This window comes from Rahnella sp. 1L-D-7-B-C2 (genome assembly GCF_057290995.1).
In genome coordinates this window covers 495755-513422 of sequence record NZ_JBXAVQ010000002.1, presented here as the reverse complement: position 1 = coordinate 513422, position 17668 = coordinate 495755, and the positions used below count along the sequence as shown (strand labels likewise).

Annotated in this window: 12 protein-coding genes; 6 read left to right on the top strand and 6 right to left on the bottom strand. The window is 52.0% G+C overall.

Annotated elements, in window-relative coordinates:
- Positions 1-75 precede the first annotated feature (75 nt).
- Positions 76-3519, bottom strand: coding sequence for a transcription-repair coupling factor (gene mfd / locus AC0Z7K_RS06080; RefSeq protein ID WP_485613351.1), 3444 nt, complete (start codon positions 3517-3519; stop codon positions 76-78).
- Positions 3520-3757: 238 nt separating this feature from the next.
- Here mfd and lolC point away from each other — a divergent pair, with 238 nt between their 5' ends.
- From lolC to AC0Z7K_RS06050, 6 genes are all read left to right on the top strand, one after another.
- Positions 3758-4960, top strand: coding sequence for a lipoprotein-releasing ABC transporter permease subunit LolC (gene lolC / locus AC0Z7K_RS06075; protein ID WP_485613350.1), 1203 nt, complete (start codon positions 3758-3760; stop codon positions 4958-4960).
- On the top strand, positions 4953-5657 hold the full coding sequence (lolD, locus tag AC0Z7K_RS06070; RefSeq protein ID WP_112167366.1) for a lipoprotein-releasing ABC transporter ATP-binding protein LolD: 705 nt from the start codon (positions 4953-4955) through the stop codon (positions 5655-5657). The genes lolC and lolD overlap by 8 nt, the downstream gene beginning before the upstream one ends.
- On the top strand, positions 5657-6907 hold the full coding sequence (gene lolE / locus AC0Z7K_RS06065; protein WP_485613348.1) for a lipoprotein-releasing ABC transporter permease subunit LolE: 1251 nt from the start codon (positions 5657-5659) through the stop codon (positions 6905-6907). Before lolD ends, lolE begins: the two co-directional genes overlap by 1 nt.
- Positions 6908-6961: 54 nt before the next feature.
- Positions 6962-7792 carry a Sir2 family NAD+-dependent deacetylase gene (gene cobB, locus AC0Z7K_RS06060; RefSeq protein WP_056778819.1) on the top strand — a complete coding sequence of 277 codons (831 nt, stop codon included), beginning with the start codon at positions 6962-6964 and terminating at the stop codon, positions 7790-7792.
- Between the two features lie 142 nt (positions 7793-7934).
- A complete protein-coding gene (gene pepT, locus AC0Z7K_RS06055) occupies positions 7935-9161 on the top strand; it encodes a peptidase T (RefSeq protein ID WP_485613346.1) in 1227 nt (408 codons plus the stop codon).
- A 499-nt stretch (positions 9162-9660) separates the two neighbouring features.
- Positions 9661-10269 (top strand): hypothetical protein, encoded by a 609-nt coding sequence (locus tag AC0Z7K_RS06050; protein WP_485613344.1) that lies wholly within the window; start codon positions 9661-9663, stop codon positions 10267-10269.
- Between the two features lie 113 nt (positions 10270-10382).
- On the opposite strand, the gene AC0Z7K_RS06045 is transcribed toward AC0Z7K_RS06050, so the two are convergent.
- The 5 genes from AC0Z7K_RS06045 to AC0Z7K_RS06025 form a co-directional block, all read right to left on the bottom strand.
- The gene (locus AC0Z7K_RS06045; protein WP_485613343.1) at positions 10383-11084 is read right to left on the bottom strand and encodes a hypothetical protein; all 702 of its coding nucleotides are present in this window, start codon (positions 11082-11084) and stop codon (positions 10383-10385) included.
- A gap of 262 nt (positions 11085-11346) precedes the next feature.
- Positions 11347-12468, bottom strand: coding sequence for a ribosomal protein uL16 3-hydroxylase (locus tag AC0Z7K_RS06040; protein WP_485613342.1), 1122 nt, complete (start codon positions 12466-12468; stop codon positions 11347-11349).
- 135 nt (positions 12469-12603) lie between these two features.
- Positions 12604-14058, bottom strand: a complete 1455-nt coding sequence (phoQ, locus tag AC0Z7K_RS06035; protein ID WP_413529503.1) for a two-component system sensor histidine kinase PhoQ — start codon at positions 14056-14058, stop codon at positions 12604-12606.
- Positions 14059-14102: 44 nt separating this feature from the next.
- Positions 14103-14780: a two-component system response regulator PhoP gene (gene phoP / locus AC0Z7K_RS06030; protein WP_485613340.1), complete on the bottom strand. Its 678-nt coding sequence runs from the start codon at positions 14778-14780 to the stop codon at positions 14103-14105.
- 298 nt (positions 14781-15078) lie between these two features.
- On the bottom strand, positions 15079-17451 hold the full coding sequence (locus tag AC0Z7K_RS06025) for a glycoside hydrolase family 3 N-terminal domain-containing protein (protein ID WP_485613338.1): 2373 nt from the start codon (positions 17449-17451) through the stop codon (positions 15079-15081).
- Between the last annotated feature and the right edge of the window lie 217 nt (positions 17452-17668).

Here is a 17668-nt window from a genome sequence, read left to right as displayed (position 1 = left end):
CGTGAATGCGTGACGTAAAAAAACCCGGTGAAGGATGTATTCACCGGGTTTTTTGTTTTTTTAGCGCTTACAACCTCAGATCAAATGCCCAGCAAAATCTGCCAGCATGTCGCTGACAAACTTCAGGCGTTTTGGCCGATCGGTCAGGTCCAGCATAAACTTCAGCTTGGTTGGGCCGTCGAGGCGGTAAACCTGCGGCTGTTTTTGCAGCAAACCAATCAGATGACCCGGATCAACGCGGTTTTTATCACCGAACTCGATAAAGCCGCCGCGCTCATTACCTTCAATGCGTTTGATGCCCAGTTCTTTCGCCTTGAGTCGCAGCACGGCTATCTGAATCAGATTGCGCGCACCGTCCGGTAACGATCCGAAACGGTCGATCAGCTCCACGCGCAGCTCGTCCAGCTCATTTTCGCTTTTCGCACTGGCGATGCGTTTATACAGCGACAGGCGCGTGTTGACGTCAGGAATGAATTCTTCCGGCAGCAGGGCGGGCATACGCATTTCGACTTCGGTCTGACTGGTGGTCAGATCCTCCAGCGACGGTTCACGACCTTCTTTCAGCGCTTCGACGGCATTTTCCAGAAGTTCCATATACAGCGTGAAGCCAATGCTGGTCATTTGTCCGCTCTGGCCTTCGCCCAGCAGCTCGCCTGCGCCACGAATTTCAAGGTCGTGTGTTGCCAGCGCAAATCCAGCCCCCAGATCTTCGAGCGAAGCGATAGCTTCGAGGCGTTTATGCGCATCGACGGACATGGCTTTCGGCGGTGGCGTAAGCAGATAAGCATAGGCCTGATGATGCGAACGCCCGACGCGGCCGCGCAACTGGTGCAACTGCGCCAGACCAAAGTGATCGGCGCGCTCAATGATAATGGTGTTGGCCGTCGGAATGTCGATCCCGGTTTCAATGATCGTGGTACACACCAGCACGTTGAAGCGCTGGTGGTGGAAATCATTCATCACCCGTTCGAGATCGCGTTCGCGCATCTGCCCGTGGCCGATGGCAATACGCGCTTCCGGCACCAGTTCTGCCAGGCGCTGCGTGGCTTTCTCGATGTTTTCGACATCGTTGAATAAGTAATAAACCTGCCCGCCGCGCAGAATTTCACGCAGGATTGCTTCGCGTACCACCAGGCTGTCGTACTCGCGGACAAAGGTTTTGACCGCCATGCGGCGTGCGGGCGGCGTGGCGATAATTGACAGATCGCGCATGCCGCTCATCGCCATATTCAGCGTACGCGGGATCGGCGTGGCGGTCAGCGTCAGAATATCCACGTCAGCGCGCATCGCTTTAATACGCTCTTTATGACGCACACCGAAACGGTGTTCTTCATCGACTATCAGCAGGCCGAGATCTTTCCAGCGCAGGTCACTTTGCAGCAGTTTATGTGTGCCGATAATAATATCGACTTTACCCTCGACCGCTTCCTCGATGACCGCCTGTTGCTCTTTCGCGCTGCGAAAACGCGACATCATTTCGATGCGCACCGGCCAGCTGGCAAAGCGGTCGCGGAAGTTGTCGAAATGCTGCTGTGCCAGCAAAGTTGTTGGCACCAGAACCGCCACCTGTTTGTTGTTGGCGACGGCGAGAAATGCAGCGCGCATCGCCACTTCGGTTTTACCAAAGCCAACGTCCCCACAGACCAGCCGGTCCATCGCCAGCGGCTGGGTCATGTCAGTCAGCACCGCATTGATGGCCTGCGCCTGATCCGGCGTGGTTTCAAACGGGAAAGCCTGACAGAACAGCTGGTATTGCTCTTTGTCATGCTTAAACGCAAAACCGGTTTTGGCTTCGCGCTGGGCATAAATATCCAGCAGCTCGGCAGCCACGTCGCGGACTTTCTCGGCGGCTTTCTGACGGGCTTTCGACCACGCCTCACCGCCGAGTTTGTGCAGCGGTGCGCTGTCATCGGCACCGCCGGCGTAGCGGCTGATAAGATGCAGTGATGATACCGGCACATAAAGTTTGTCTTCACCGGCGTAGGTGAGGATCAGGTACTCGGCTTTAATACTCCCGGTTTCGAGCGTGGTCAGCCCCAGATAACGGCCAACACCGTGTTCGACGTGAACCACCGGCTGGCCGGGGCGCAGCTCAGCGAGGTTACGGATCAGCGTGTCGGTATTGATGGTGCGGCGACTGTCCTGACGGCGACGCGCCACTCGCTCACCCAGCAGATCGCTTTCGCAAATCAGAGCCAGCTGTTTATCGGCATCAAGGAATCCGCGCTCACAGGCGCCGATCATGATGTAACGTCCGGCAAATTCTGCCTCTTCGATGCGGGTGATGAGCGTCGGCATCAGCTTGATGCGCGCCAATAAATCCTGCAACGTTTCGCGACGGCCTTCACTTTCTACCGAGAACACCAGACTGCCGGCAAAGGATTCGTTAAAGCGGCGCAGGTTATCCATTGGCGCTTTGTTTTGCGGCTGCACGGAGAGATCCGGCAAAGTTTCGTAGCTGAGATTGGTGTTTGCAGCTTTCTTCGGCAGCGAGTCGGTGCGCAGCTGAACGCGTGGCCAGGCTTTTAGCTCAGCGAACAGCGTATCGACCCGCAGCCACAGATTTTCCGGCTCGAGCAGCGGACGCATCGGATCCACGCGGCGGCTTTCGTAGCGCTGAGTGGCATCCTGCCAGAAACGCTCGGCGGCGGTTTCCAGATCGCCGGTGTTGAGCACCAGCGTATTTTCCGGCAGATAGCTGAACAGCGTGGTCAGCGGCTGACTGAAAAACAGTGGCTGCCAGTATTCGATCCCGGCCGGGAACGTCCCTTTACTCACCTGCTGATATACGTGTTCAGCGTCGCGGCGAACTTCAAACTTCTCACGCCACTGGCTGCGGAAAAGTTCGATGGCATTTTTGTCGGTCGGGAATTCGTGTGCGGGCAGCAAATTGATGTGATCGACTTCGCTCAGTGTACGCTGCGTATCGACATCAAAGGTGCGCAGGCTGTCGATTTCATCGTCGAAGAAATCTATACGGAAAGGCTCATCACTGCCCATCGGATACAGGTCGAGCAGGGCGCCACGGGTGGCAAACTCGCCGTGTTCCATAACCTGATCGACGCTGCGGTAACCGGCTTGCTCCAACTGAGCACGCAGTTTGTCGCGTGACAGTTGCTGGCCTTTTTTCATCACCAGCGCGTGGCCGTGCAAAAACTCGTGCGGGCAGACACGTTGCATCAACGTATTCACCGGCAGAATAATGATGCCGCGTTCCAGGGTGGGAAGTTGATAAAGGCTGGAGAGACGGGAAGAAATGATTTCCTGATGCGGCGAAAAACTGTCGTATGGCAGTGTTTCCCAGTCCGAAATGCTCAGCACTTTGTGATCGGTAAATTGCTGAATTTCATCGCGTAAACGCAGGGCGTTTTGCATATCCGGTGCTATCAGCATGACGGGGCCTGCGTGACGCTCACTGATTTGTGCACATTCGAGTGCACAGGCGGAGCCGGTAAGCTGCCCTAAAAGACGGGTGTCGCCGGGGCGTTCAGGCAATGAATAACGATAATCTTGAGACATAGGCTGTTTTGCGTTCTCGTTTGGCGGCAGCAGGTGGCCAATTAGCAGACCGTATCTTGCGATGCGCAGACAATCGGGGTCAACCCGGCTTTGCAATAAAAAAGGACAAAAGAGCCCCGGGGTTAAACCGATTACTTTGGGTTAATGGTTCCATAAAGCGGTGCTAGCCTTTATTATCCTTGATCACTTTAGTCTGCGCCATGCACTTATTTGCGGCCAAGCACTTAAAACGGAAGTCATGTATCAACCTGTCGCGTTATTCATAGGCCTGCGCTACATGCGCGGGCGTGGTTCGGACCGCTTTGGGCGGTTTGTCTCCTGGTTATCCACCATTGGTATCACCCTCGGGGTGATGGCGCTGGTTACTGTGCTGTCGGTCATGAACGGTTTTGAGAAGGATCTGGAAGGTAACATTCTGGGTCTGATGCCTCAGGCGTTAATCACCACACCGGCCGGATCGCTGGACCCTCAAAAAATTACTCACGAGCAAATCACCGCGCTGAAAAGCGTGAACCGCGCCGTGCCGGTGACCACCGGTGACGTGGTACTGCAAAGCCCTGGCAGCGTGGCGGTAGGTGTGATGCTTGGCGTTGATCCCGCAGACCACGATCCACTGGCGAAATACATGATTGGCGTGGCCCAACAAGAACTGCAACCGGGCAAATATAACGTCATTCTTGGCGATCAGCTGGCACAACAGCTGAAGGTGCGCCGTGGCGATCAGCTGCGTCTGATGGTCACCAGCGTCAGCCAGTTCACGCCTGTAGGACGTGTACCGAGCCAGCGTCTGTTTAACGTGATCGGCACTTTTTCAGCCAACAGCGAAGTCGATGGTTACCAGATGCTGGTGAATATTCAGGATGCGTCACGTCTGATGCTCTATCCGAAAGGCAACGTGACCGGCTGGCGTCTGTTCCTCGACCAACCGCTGGACGTCGACAGCCTGAGCGCGCAAAAGCTGCCGGAAGGTACCAGCTGGAAAGACTGGCGCGAGCGTCGCGGCGAGCTGTTCCAGGCGGTGCGTATGGAGAAAAATATGATGGGGCTGCTGCTGAGTCTGATTGTCGCAGTAGCCGCGTTTAACATTATTACGTCGCTGGGTCTGCTGGTGATGGAGAAACAGGGCGAAGTCGCCATCCTGCAAACCCAGGGACTTAGCCGCCGTCAGATTATGGCGGTGTTTATGGTGCAGGGTGCGAGCGCAGGCGTCATCGGCGCGTTACTCGGTGCCGTATTCGGCGTAGTGCTCGCCACTCAACTCAATACTATTATGCCGGCTATCGGGCTGATGCTTGATGGCGCGTCGCTGCCGGTCGATATTGAACCGGTTCAGGTAGTGGTTATCGCGCTGGTCGCGATGGTCATTGCCTTATTATCAACACTGTATCCTTCCTGGCGCGCTGCTGCCACCCACCCCGCAGAGGCTTTACGTTATGAGTAATTCGTTATTATTGCAGTGTGACAACCTCTGTAAGACTTATCAGGAAGGGAAGATGCACACCGACGTGTTGCGGGATGTGACTTTCGACATGCAGCCGGGTGAGATGATGGCGATCGTCGGAACGTCAGGTTCCGGTAAAAGTACGTTGCTGCATTTGCTGGGAGGTCTGGATTCTCCGACCTCTGGCGAAGTTATTTTTAAAGGTCAGTCGCTGAACGCGATGTCTTCTTCTGCGAAATCAGAACTGCGCAACCGTGAGCTGGGCTTCATCTATCAGTTCCACCACCTGCTGCCTGATTTTACCGCGCTGGAAAACGTCGCGATGCCACTGCTGATCGGTAAAAAGAAATCTGCCGAAGTACAGGAGCGCGCGCTGGCGATGCTCGAAGCGGTAGGTCTGCAACACCGCAGTAATCACCGTCCTTCCGAGCTTTCGGGTGGTGAGCGCCAGCGTGTGGCGATTGCGCGCGCACTGGTCAATAATCCTTCGCTGGTACTGGCGGATGAACCAACCGGTAACCTGGATCAGCGTAATGCCGACAGCATTTTTGAATTGCTCGGCGAACTGAATGTGCGTCAGGGCACGGCATTTCTGGTGGTGACACATGACCTCAAACTGGCAAGCCGCCTGACCCGTCAGCTGGAAATGCGTGACGGCAGATTGCAGCCGGACTCGATGTTGCTGGGAGCGAAGTAATGTCAGGCATTCCTTTCTCTTTATTGATCGGCCTGCGGTTCAGCCGTGGCCGCCGTCGCAGCGGCATGGTGTCACTGATTTCGGTGATCTCAACGCTGGGCATTGCGCTCGGCGTGGCGGTACTGATCGTCGGCCTGAGCGCCATGAACGGCTTCGAGCGAGAACTGAAAGACCGCGTGCTGGCGGTGGTGCCTCACGGTGAAATTCGCCCGGTAAATCAGCCGTTCAACGACTGGCAGGGTGTGTTGGATCGCGTCGAAAAAGTGCCAGGTATTGTGGCCGCTGCGCCTTACATCCAATTCAACGGCCTGATTGAGCACGGCGCGAAACTGCGTGCCATCCAGCTTAAAGGTGTGGATCCGCAGAGCGAGCCCCGCGTCAGCGCCGCACCGAAGTTTGTGCAGAATAACGCATGGCAGAATTTTAAGGCCGGTGAGCAACAGTTGATCCTCGGCAAAGGCGTAGCGGACGCCGTTGGTGTGAAGCAGGGCGACTGGGTGACGGTGATGATCCCCAACAGCGACCCGGAAATGAAATTGCTACAGCCGAAGCGGATCCGTTTGCAGGTTACCGGTATTTTACAGCTCAGCGGTCAGCTTGATCACAGTCTTGGCATGGTACCGCTGGCGGATGCGCAGCAGTATCAGGATATGGGTAAGAGCGTCACCGGTATCGACATCAAAGTGAACGATGTGTTTGCCGCGCAGAAACTGGTGCACGATGCCGGTGAAGTGACGCAGGCGTATGTCTATATCAGCAGCTGGATTGGCACTTACGGCTATATGTACCGCGATATTCAGATGGTACGCGCGATTATGTATATGGCGATGGTGCTGGTGATCGGCGTCGCCTGTTTCAACATCGTGTCGACGCTGGTCATGGCCGTGAAAGATAAAAGCAGCGATATTGCGATTCTGCGCACACTGGGCGCGAAAGACGGGCTTATCCGCGCGGTCTTCATCTGGTACGGTTTACTGGCGGGGCTGGCCGGCAGCGTAACCGGAGTGGTCATCGGTGTAATTGCTGCTTTCCAGCTGACCAACATCATTAACGGATTGCAGAAGCTGACCGGGCATCAGTTCCTGTCGGGTGACATTTATTTCATCGACTTCCTGCCATCTGAAGTTCACTGGATTGACGTTGCGGGCGTATTATTCACCGCACTGGTGCTGAGCTTGCTGGCAAGCTGGTATCCGGCGCGTCGTGCAAGCCGCATCGATCCGGCCCGGGTTCTCAGTGGCGGTCAGTAATCAAATCTTCAACAACAGTATTTATATTCAGACACAGAGAGTAAGGAGCACGTCATGCGCACACGTCATCGTCTGTGTCGGTTTCGCAAAAATAAACGTATTCGCCACCAGCGGTTCCGGTCGAACATTTTCCACCGTGATTCTATGGCCGCCGCGTCCTTGAAGAAACCGTTTGTGGTGGTACTGACCGGCGCGGGGATTTCCGCAGAATCAGGTATCCGTACTTTCCGGGCCGCCGATGGCCTGTGGGAAGAGCACCGCGTGGAAGATGTGGCGACCCCGGAAGGGTATCGCCGCGATCCCGAGCTGGTGCAGCGTTTTTACAACGAACGACGCCGCCAGCTGCAACAGGACGATCTCAAACCGAATGCAGCGCATTACGCGCTGGCGACGCTGGAGGAGGCACTCGGAGATAACTTCCTGCTGGTCACGCAGAATATCGACAATTTGCATGAACGCGCGGGCAGTTCGCGTGTGCTGCATATGCACGGCGAATTGCTGAAAGTACGCTGCACCCAGTCCGGGCAGATTCTCGACTGGCCGGGCGATCTGAGCGTTGACGATCGTTGTCACTGCTGCCAGTTCCCGGCACCGCTGCGCCCGCACATTGTCTGGTTTGGCGAAATGCCGCTGGGTATGGATAACATCTACGATGCGCTGGCAAAAGCAGATTTCTTCGTGGCGATTGGCACGTCCGGGCATGTTTATCCGGCTGCCGGATTTGTTCACGAGGCGCGCATCGGCGGAGCCTGTGCGGTTGAGCTGAACCTCGAGCCAAGCCAGGTGGAAAGTGAGTTCGATATGAAACACTACGGGCTGGCAAGCGAAGTCGTCCCTGAGTTTGTGCATAAGTTCCTGACTAAAAAAGACGAAGCCTGGTCGTAACCGGGCTTTTTTAGCCATACATCCCAAAAATTGCGCCCGATCCTAAGAGTTCTTTGCGTAAACTTGGTGAAAAATGACCTGACGCAATATTCACGGTATTCATGCTGCGCATAATAAAACCCAGCCGCCAGAGGATACCCAAATGGATAAGTTGCTTGACCGTTTTCTTCACTACGTTTCTTTCGATACCCAATCTAAGCCCAATGTTAAACATACGCCCAGCACTGACGGACAGCTCAGGCTGGCGCAGGCACTGCGTAACGAACTGATTGAGCTGGGTTTTTCACAGGTAACTCTCAGTGACAAAGGCTGCGTAATGGCGACGTTACCAGGCAACGTTGCCTGGAAAGTGCCGGTCATCGGCTTTATTTCTCACCTTGATACTGCCCCTGATTTCACTGCAAAACATGTCAATCCGCAGATTGTTGAGAACTACCGTGGCGGCGATATTGCGCTGGGCAACGGTGACGAAGTGCTCTCGCCGGTGATGTTCCCGGTTCTGCATCAGTTGCTTGGTCAGACACTGATCACCACCGACGGTAAAACGTTGCTCGGTTCGGACGACAAGTCGGGTATCGCAGAGATCATCACCGCTATGGTGCGGCTGAAAGACAGCAATGTGCCGCACGGTTCGATCCGCATCGCGTTTACGCCGGATGAAGAAATCGGTAAAGGTGCGCAGAGTTTTGATATTCCCGCTTTTGGCGCTGAATGGGCGTACACCGTGGACGGCGGGGGCGTAGGAGAGCTTGAGTTTGAGAACTTCAATGCGGCGTCAGCGACCATTAAAATCGTCGGTAACAACGTGCATCCTGGCAGTGCGAAAGGGGTGATGGTCAACGCATTGTCACTTGCGACCCGTTTCCATAGCGAATTACCCGCTGACGAGACGCCCGAGCATACAGACGGTTATCAGGGGTTCTACCACCTGACAACCATCAAAGGCAACGTCGAGCGAGCGGAGATGCATTACATTATTCGTGATTTCGAGAAAGTGCAGTTCGAAGCCCGCAAGCAAAAGATTATTGATATCGCACATCTGGTCGGTAAAGGTCTGCATCGTGACTGCTATATCGAAGTGACGCTGGACGATCATTATTACAACATGCGTGACAAAGTGGCTCAGCACCCGCACATTATCGCGCTGGCGCAGCAGGCGATGAAAGACTGCGATATCGAGCCTGTTATGAAGCCTATTCGCGGCGGCACCGACGGGGCGCAGCTTTCATTCCGCGGCTTGCCTTGTCCAAACATTTTCACCGGCGGCTATAACTTCCACGGCAAACACGAATTTGTGACGCTCGAAGGGATGGAGAAAGCAGTTTCTGTGATTATGCGCATAGCAGAGCTGACGGCTAAAAAGCTGTAAATAAAACACATTTAATACCCTCAAAAAAACCACATAATATTCAATATATTATCTGGTTTTTTATATATCAGATAAAAATAACTATTAATGATATGATGAAATAAGAATTATAATAAATGAATGAGGGTTTTAATATTTTATATTTTAGTCACCAGGTTTTTTATATTTATTATTTAAATTAATTATATTAAATAACTTAATTTTTCTTGAGATTAAAAGGAGATTTTATTTTCAAGGATATTATAAGTCTTAAGGGATTTGTCACAACACAATCCCAGAGCTGTATTTTTTCTTCTCCATAGCGAATTGCCGGCCGACGAGACGCCTGAGCCTGAAGACGGTTATCAGGGGTTCTACCACCTGACAACCTCATTTATTTTATGAATGTTCAATTATTATTCTCATGAATATATTTCAAGTGCCATATGGATTTATGACATTATATTTATTCCTCCAGAAGTGTAATAATTTTTATACCAAAAATCATGGAGTGAATATTTTGTCAAACCTGGAAAAAATAGACGGACTCAGAGAGTTTGTAAAGCGCATGACGACTGTGGACGATTTTAATGTGAGAATCAACGCCTGGGTATTTATCTGGTATCCAACCGCGGAGAATGTGGGGCATGCATCAATGTTCATCGGTAAGATTGTTCGTGAAGGTGCTTATGTGAATTGGTGGCCTCAGTTTGAAGATAACAAAATTTTATTCAGGCGTTACCCGGCTGAAATCTCTGAAGGTTATGAAAGCGACTGCGAGAAAGAGGGAAGTGAGCCAGATGTAATTTATGGTATTAAATCTCTGAATGAATTATCGATGATACAAGCGTGGTATGACATCCGTCATTCTAAAGAGATACCCTCATTTCGAACATTATCTAAGAACTGTGCAAATATCGTGGGCAGGGTGTTGAAAGCGGGTTTAGTTAATTCACCGCTGAGACATAGATTATTCGGATTGATGGATGGCGATTTTTATATTCCCACGCCAAAACGTATCGCGGTCGTGTGTAATACTCTGCGTGATAATAATATGGCGGTGAAAATAAGACTCTCATCAAAAAAGAGAAATTTAAATCCATTCAAGATAGCGCTTCGGTTGCGTTAATTACTGCAGTTATCCGTGATCTTCGGATAACTGAGTATTATCTTATAAATAAGACATATGCATAAGTGTAGAATGCTTCTTGACCAGTCATATTATTTAGTATTTATGACCGACTACATTAAACCTTCACCACATACATGAAGTCTACAATGATCGACACCATGTCCCAGCGAGCCTACCTTACATACACCTCCCAAATTAAAGGCACGAAAAGAAAGTTGTAAAGAAAAATTACTTTTCTCGGAATCAGCTATAACGTACTTTTCTCCATGTAGCACGACATTTCGTACCTTGGACTGACATATTACTTTAATAATGCCTGCACTAGAAATATGAAAATCAACTTCACTAGTACGACTATCTAATGACACCAGTCTTATTGGCCATCGTTGCCCTGTGAGAGTTATCCAAGGGTCGGCAACAATAAAGAAGTCGGCAAATATACCCTGATGTAAAAACGAAGAAAGTGTACCAATATTTTCTTGTATCCAGTGGTTTTGAGGTTCCATGATCTGATTGGAATAATTTATTACAGATTGTTCTGCAGATCCGCGAGCAGTTATTAGATTGCCGTTTATGTAGTAATTCAAACGTGGCAAGTCGGCAAACATACTTGGACTCATCACTGAACGACTGAACTGTAAAACATGTTTAGAGATCTGATTATTAATAGCACTCATTAATCTGGCTTTCATACCAGGTGAAATATCAAAATCAAACCTATACTCAGATGTATAGTCATCTGGAATGTATGGAGGTTGTGGGTTTGATGGTGGAGTGTTATGACTGCGTGAAAATATGTTACCGAATTTCATTTTTATCTCTCTTACTAAAAAAGTGGCGTAAGAGTAGGTGAAATTATTTCAGGCGTCTAATGTCGTTTTTTTATACATAATTATTTATAAATTTGCATGAAAAATATTAATGTTTCTAATCATTTATATATTAATTTATCTAATCAATTTGGGATTAAAATATTTATTTTGAAAGTTAGAGGAGATGAAATATAAGAGAAGGGGGGTTGTAACCGGAGAGTTGAAAATTAAAGGCACAGACGTGCCTTTAATAGTAAAATTGTTAGTCGTTGAAATACCAGTAACCGCTGTTCACCAGCGCAGAGAGCAGGGCGAGGAATGACGGATCGTCCAGCGCATCGCCGAGCATTTCACGGGTGACCGTTTTATGGCGGGCCATAGCATCCACCGCGGCGGTCTGTTCTGAGGTCATCGTTTCACCGTTGACGTAGCAAACATCACCCACGCGCAATACGCGTAAACCGCCAACGCGTTCCAGCGTTTCGCCGGACTCCATCAGCTCATAGATTTCACCTGCCTGATACGGTGGCTCCGGCGGTGCCAGATCCAGTTCATGACGCGACTGGGAAATGAATTCGCCAAACCAGCTGTTGAAGTGCGCCGGATTGCCGATAAGATCAAGCATCATGCCACGCAGTTTATCCAGTTCGGCAGGCTGCACTTCAGCCGGATGTTCACGTTCCACCAGTTCCGGATCGGTATAACGGTGGCTGCCCAGTTCACGGGAAAGAACGTAGTCTGCAAAGCCGCTGATCATTTCCCGAGTGTTCGGTGCGCGGAAACCGACTGAATAGTTCAGCGAGTTCTCCAGCGAGTAACCGTCGTGCGGGAAGCCTGGTGGAATGTAGACGATATCGCCCGGTTCAAGCTCTTCGTCGATAATCGCTTCGAACGGCTCCACCTGAAGCAAATCCGGGTGCGGGCAATGTTGCTTCATGGCGATTTTCTCGCCCACGCGCCAGCGACGGCGCCCGGTGCCCTGAATGATAAATACGTCGTACTGATCCAGGTGCGGGCCAACACCACCGCCGGGCACTGAGAAGGAAATCATCAGGTCATCCATGCGCCAGTCAGGAATATGGCGGAAAGGGGTCATCAGATGCGAGGAGGGTTCGTGCCAGTGATCGACCGCCTGAACCAGCACCGACCAGCCGTTCTCCCCCAGATGATCGTAGCTTTCAAACGGACCGTGGCTGACGTTCCAGCGCCCGTCCTGATTGCTGACCAGACGGCTGTCGACTTCACTTTCCATTGCCAGACCGGCAAGCTCATCCGGAGAAATTGGATCGACGAAATTTTTGAAGCCGCGCTTTAATACGACAGGACGCTTTTGCCAGTAACGCTGCAGGAACTCGTTCCAGTCCAGGTCTAGTTTGTAATCCATTTTTTTTCCAAAAGAAGGTGGGTCTGTAAAGGATTATAACGGAAGGTGTTGCGGCTGCGTTGGGCAATTGCCAGCAAATTTCAAATGCCGGTGAAGAAAGCACCGAAACTTGCCGGAGTTTACACCGCTGAGCCGTTATTCGAGTTCGATTCCCTGCTGCAAACCAAAGCATACGCGCATGCTGGCGCCGCCAAGCGGGCTGTCACCGATGATAATTTTACCGTCGTACTGCTCAATGATGTCATTGGCCAGAGAAAGTCCCAGACCCTGTCCCGGACGCAACGTATCGGCACGCTGACCGCGCTGGAAAATCACTTCACGTTTGCTTTCAGGAATGCCGGGGCCGTCATCTTCAATCAGTATCACCAGCTGATTTTCGGTATGTACTGCGCTGATTTCGACGAACTCCAGGCAGTATTTGCAGGCGTTATCGATAACGTTACCCATTACTTCCATGAAGTCATTTTTCTCTCCGACAAATGTCAGCTCGGGCGAAATATCCACGGTGATCACCACGCCTTTGCGCTGATAAACCTTGTTGAGAGCTGAACATAATCCGTCGAGAATGGCGGGGACAGAATGGACTTCGCGGATCAGTAAATTTTGTTCGGAACGCAGTGTGGCACGATGGAGGTAATAACCGATCTGCTGAGAAATACGACTGATCTGCTCGAGCATTACCGGTTCTGCTTCTTCGATGGTCATCTGCTTACTGTTACGCAGGGCGCGCAGCGTAGACTGTAACACCGCCAACGGCGTTTTCAGGCTATGGGTCAGGTCTGCCAAGGTGGTGCGATAGCGGTCATAACGTCCACGCTCGCCTTGCAGCAAAATATTCAGATTGCGTACCAGACCGCGCAGCTCTCGGGGCGGGTTTTCATCCAGCGATTCGCGTTCGTGGCTTTCAAGCTCAGCGACCTGATGAATCAATTGTTTGATAGGGCGCAGGCTCCAGTAAGCCGCCAGCCACAGCAGCGGCACGACCAGTAACAGGTTAGCGAGCAGCACGTAACTGAACCATTCCCACACCAGGTCGGAACGCTGTAATTCCTGCGGAATTGTATCGACCACCACAATGTTCAGCGCAGGTAATCGCGCCGTGGCGTTGTAGGTATTCACCGCGATGGAGTGCGTCATGGCGTTTGCATCGCTGTCGTCGTAATCTTTCAGCTTGTCCTGCGCCTGGGGATTATTGCCCAATACTTCGCTGCTGATCTGGGTGTCGGTATCCAGCTCATAGAAGCCCGGTTTATTCATCCACGCCTTGTTGATATGCGCTTCCAGCTCGGGGATCCTACGTTCAGCCCACAACAATTTGCCGTCGGCATCGTAGATAAACACCAGCGTGGGTGTATTGAGGTCGAGATCCGGCGGAACGTTAATGGAAAGCTTACCGTCACGCCATTGCGCGAGGCTGAAGAACAGATTGCTTTCGCCGCGTAACAGGCGATAGGCGGTTTTATCGAAACTCACCATGTAGCCGACCACCGCCACCAGCCCGTAGGCCAGCGACAACGCGAGAACAACGGCGGCGGTCGCCATCATAAAGCGGACGCGAAGTGAGAAGGGTTTTTTAGTGCGTCCTTTCATGGCGCGTCCTTTGATGTTGAGGCTTCAGGCGAGGGTAAAGCGTGTCATTGTGCACGAATGTCGAAACGATATCCCTGTCCGCGCACCGTGGTGATGACATCTTCCGGGTGCTCTGCCTGCAGCTTCTTGCGCAGACGCCCCATCAGCACATCCACGGTATGGCTTTCGCGCAATTCGGCGTCAGGATAAAGCTGAAGCATCAGCGAATCTTTACTGACCACTTTTCCGGCGTTGCGGATCAGTGTCTCGATGATGGTGTATTCAAATGCGGTCAGTTTGATCGGATTTTCGTTAACGGTCAGTTCACGGCGGGATAAATCGATCTGGAACGGAGGCAGGGTAATGACCTGCGATGCCAGACCGCTGTTACGACGCATCAGTGCCTGCATGCGCGCCAGCACTTCTTCCAAATGGAAAGGTTTGGTCACGTAATCATCGGCACCGGCTTCAAGCACGGCAACTTTATCCTGCCAGCTTTCGCGGGCGGTCAGAACCAGAATCGGCAGATTAGCCTGATGACTGCGCCAGCGACGGATCAGACTCAGGCCGTCTTCACCCGGTAAGCCGAGATCGACAATCGCGATATCCGGAGCGTGCTCATGCAAAAAATAATCGGCTTCTTTGGCATCTTCAGCAGCATCCACCTGATGGCCCATTTCTCTCATCTGAACGGAGAGGTGATGGCGCAGCAGAGCGTTATCTTCAATGACTAAAATTCGCATGGTAATTCCTTATCCTTATGGCGCGGCAGACAACAGAAATTTTCTGAATGTAATTGTAAATGATTCAGAAACATTTTAATCAACCTCACATCAACGTCATCACCGCAAACCTAAACAAAACCTAAACCAATTATAAACGGCGTTTATGGTCAGAGGCACAAAAAGTGAGTTCGAACATTGATTAAAGCCAAAGGTATCATCAAGGAATGATAGAGGGATTTCATTTACGCGCAGGGTTTAACCTGCGCCAATGAGCAGAAAGGGAAACGCTTAAGGCTGTCTTAAACGTCCCGCCGGACTAGTATCTGACGTCGCAATGGCTTTCCATACGCCATTTTTTCTCCAATTCGCGCACTTCGCCCGTGACTTCGACCATACCCTGACTGCGAATATCGCCGCTGGACGCGCCAATGCGAATGTCAAACTCGCCGGGTTCGACCACGCGCTGCCCGCTGCGTTGGGTGAAGTTAAGCATATCAGTAGGGATGGTGAATGTCAGTTCAGCGCTTTGACCAGCTGCCAGATGTACACGCTGGAAGGCTTTCAGCTCCTGAACGGGACGAACCTGTGAGGCTACGCGATCGCGGATGTAAACCTGTACCACTTCGCTTCCTTCCCGACGGCCGGTATTGGTGACGGTAATTTTTGCCACCACGTTTCCATTGAGCGACGGCACCTTCGTCTGCTCAAAGGTCAGTTCGCCGTAACCGAAAGTCGTCCACGTTTTGCCGTACCCAAATGGATAACGTGAGCCAAAGTGGAAGGCATAGGGCGTACCACCGCTCTTGAGTTTGTGATTGTAGTAATAAGGCATCGCGCCAGCGCTGTGGGGGACGGAGATCACTAAGCGGCCTGCGGGTTCACGTACGCCGGTCAATACATCAGCAATAGCATTTCCGCCTTCCTGACCTGGTGCCCATGCCATAACCAGCGCCGCAACCCGATCTTCCAGACCACCCAGGTTATACGGGCGTCCACCGGTCATCACCACTACCACCGGTTTGCCCGTTTCTACTACTGCCTCCAGCAGTTGTTGTTGGACGCCGGGGAGTTGCAGGCTATCGGTGTCCGAACCTTCCCCGACTGTGCCACTCTGGAAGAGTCCGGCGAGATCGCCGACAAATACCAACGCGACATCACTTTGTTTTGCTACGTCAACGGCCTCAGCAATCAGGCTGGTATCCGAAGACACAGGTGAGGTTTGCATCGCTTTTCCCGCATCCCCTGGGAAGACCGGCGCGCCTGCGACGCGTTTCTCAATAATGTGACAGCCTTTGGCGTAGCGCAGAGATTGTGCTCCAAACCGTTGTTGTAATGCCTGCAACGGCGTGATCACCTGAGATGCGCTGTCTTGCATATCGCTGATAATCAGATGTACCGGAAAACTGTAGCCGCTCAACAGAGCGAGTGGATCGTCTGCCGTTGGCCCGATTACCGCCAGGCGCGGCTGACCTTGTAGCGGCAGCAGGCCGTTATTTTCCAGCATCGTAATGGAGTTAACAGCCGCTTCATACGCCAGCTCGCGGGTTTCCGGAGTCTGCAGCGCGATGATGTTTTCATCGGTATAAGGGTGTTCAAATAGCCCGAGACGGAATTTCTCCAGTAGGACACGCTCGACGATTTCGTCGATTTTTGCCATTGAAATCAAACCCTGTTCAACGGCTTTTGCCAGATGGCGGGCGCAATCATCCTTGGGTAATTCGATATCCAGCCCGGCATTAAAAGCCTGCGCGGCAGATTCCATTGCATTACGGCTGACACCGTGATGCTGATGTAACAGGCTGATGCCGCCGTAGTCAGCCACAATCAGGCCATCAAAGCCCCATTGTTCGCGTAAAAGCGTAGTCATCAGGAAGGTATCGGAGTGGCCGGGCTGGTTATCAATGTCGTGATAAGCAGGCATCACGGAACCGGCGTTTGCCAGTTTGACCGCCATTTCGAACGGCAGCAGGAAAGTATCGTTCAGTTCGCTAAAGCCCAGATGTACCGGCGCATGGTTACGGGCGCCTTCGCTAAATGAATGGCCGACATAGTGTTTCAACGTCGCCAGAACATCACGGTTTTCACCCTGTAAACCCCGCACGAACCGGGTGGCCATGATGCCCACCAGATAAGGATCTTCACCAAAGGTTTCTTCTGTTCGTCCCCAGCGCACATCGCGCGAGACATCCAGCACTGGCGCTAAGCCCTGACGGCAACCGGTGCTGCGCGCTTCATTGCCAATCGCCGCAGCGATGCGCTGCATTAAATCCGGATCCCATGTGGAGGCATAGTTCAGCGACGAGGGAAATAGCGTGGCGTCTTTGCACAGCAGGCCGACAAGACACTCCTCGTGAAACAGTGCCGGAATACCCAGCCGTGTCTCTTCCATTAAGGTTTTTTGCAGACGATTAAGCGCGCGGACGCCTTCTTTCGCTTCGACAATGTGTGTCCCCAGCGGGCGCGTGATCTGCCCGATGCCTAGTTTTATTCGTTCGCTCAGCGCTGCCTGTTCGGTGACTCCGGCGAATTCATCGCTCAGATCGGTGCGTTCGCGGTGATGGCCATCGGAAGACAAAATAAGCCAGAAAGCGTGCATCTGGGCGAATTTTTCTTCCGGCGTCATCTGCTCCAGTAAATCGGTAACACGCTCGTGCGTCGGGCGGTGGGCATCCTTATAAATGGCAGACATTTTTTCCCCTTTTAAGTTTGACCATCCGCGTCAGGGCGCGGACGTGTTTTCTGATCTTCAATACTGGTAGTGATTAGCCAATACAACAATTGCCGTATTCCCCACGCTCTTTATGTTTTTTTGTTTTATTGCATAAATGTGATGTGGTTCGAATATATGCATATCGCACCCAGCAAGAGGCTGGAATAAGCCGTATCTGCGTCACATTTGATTAAAA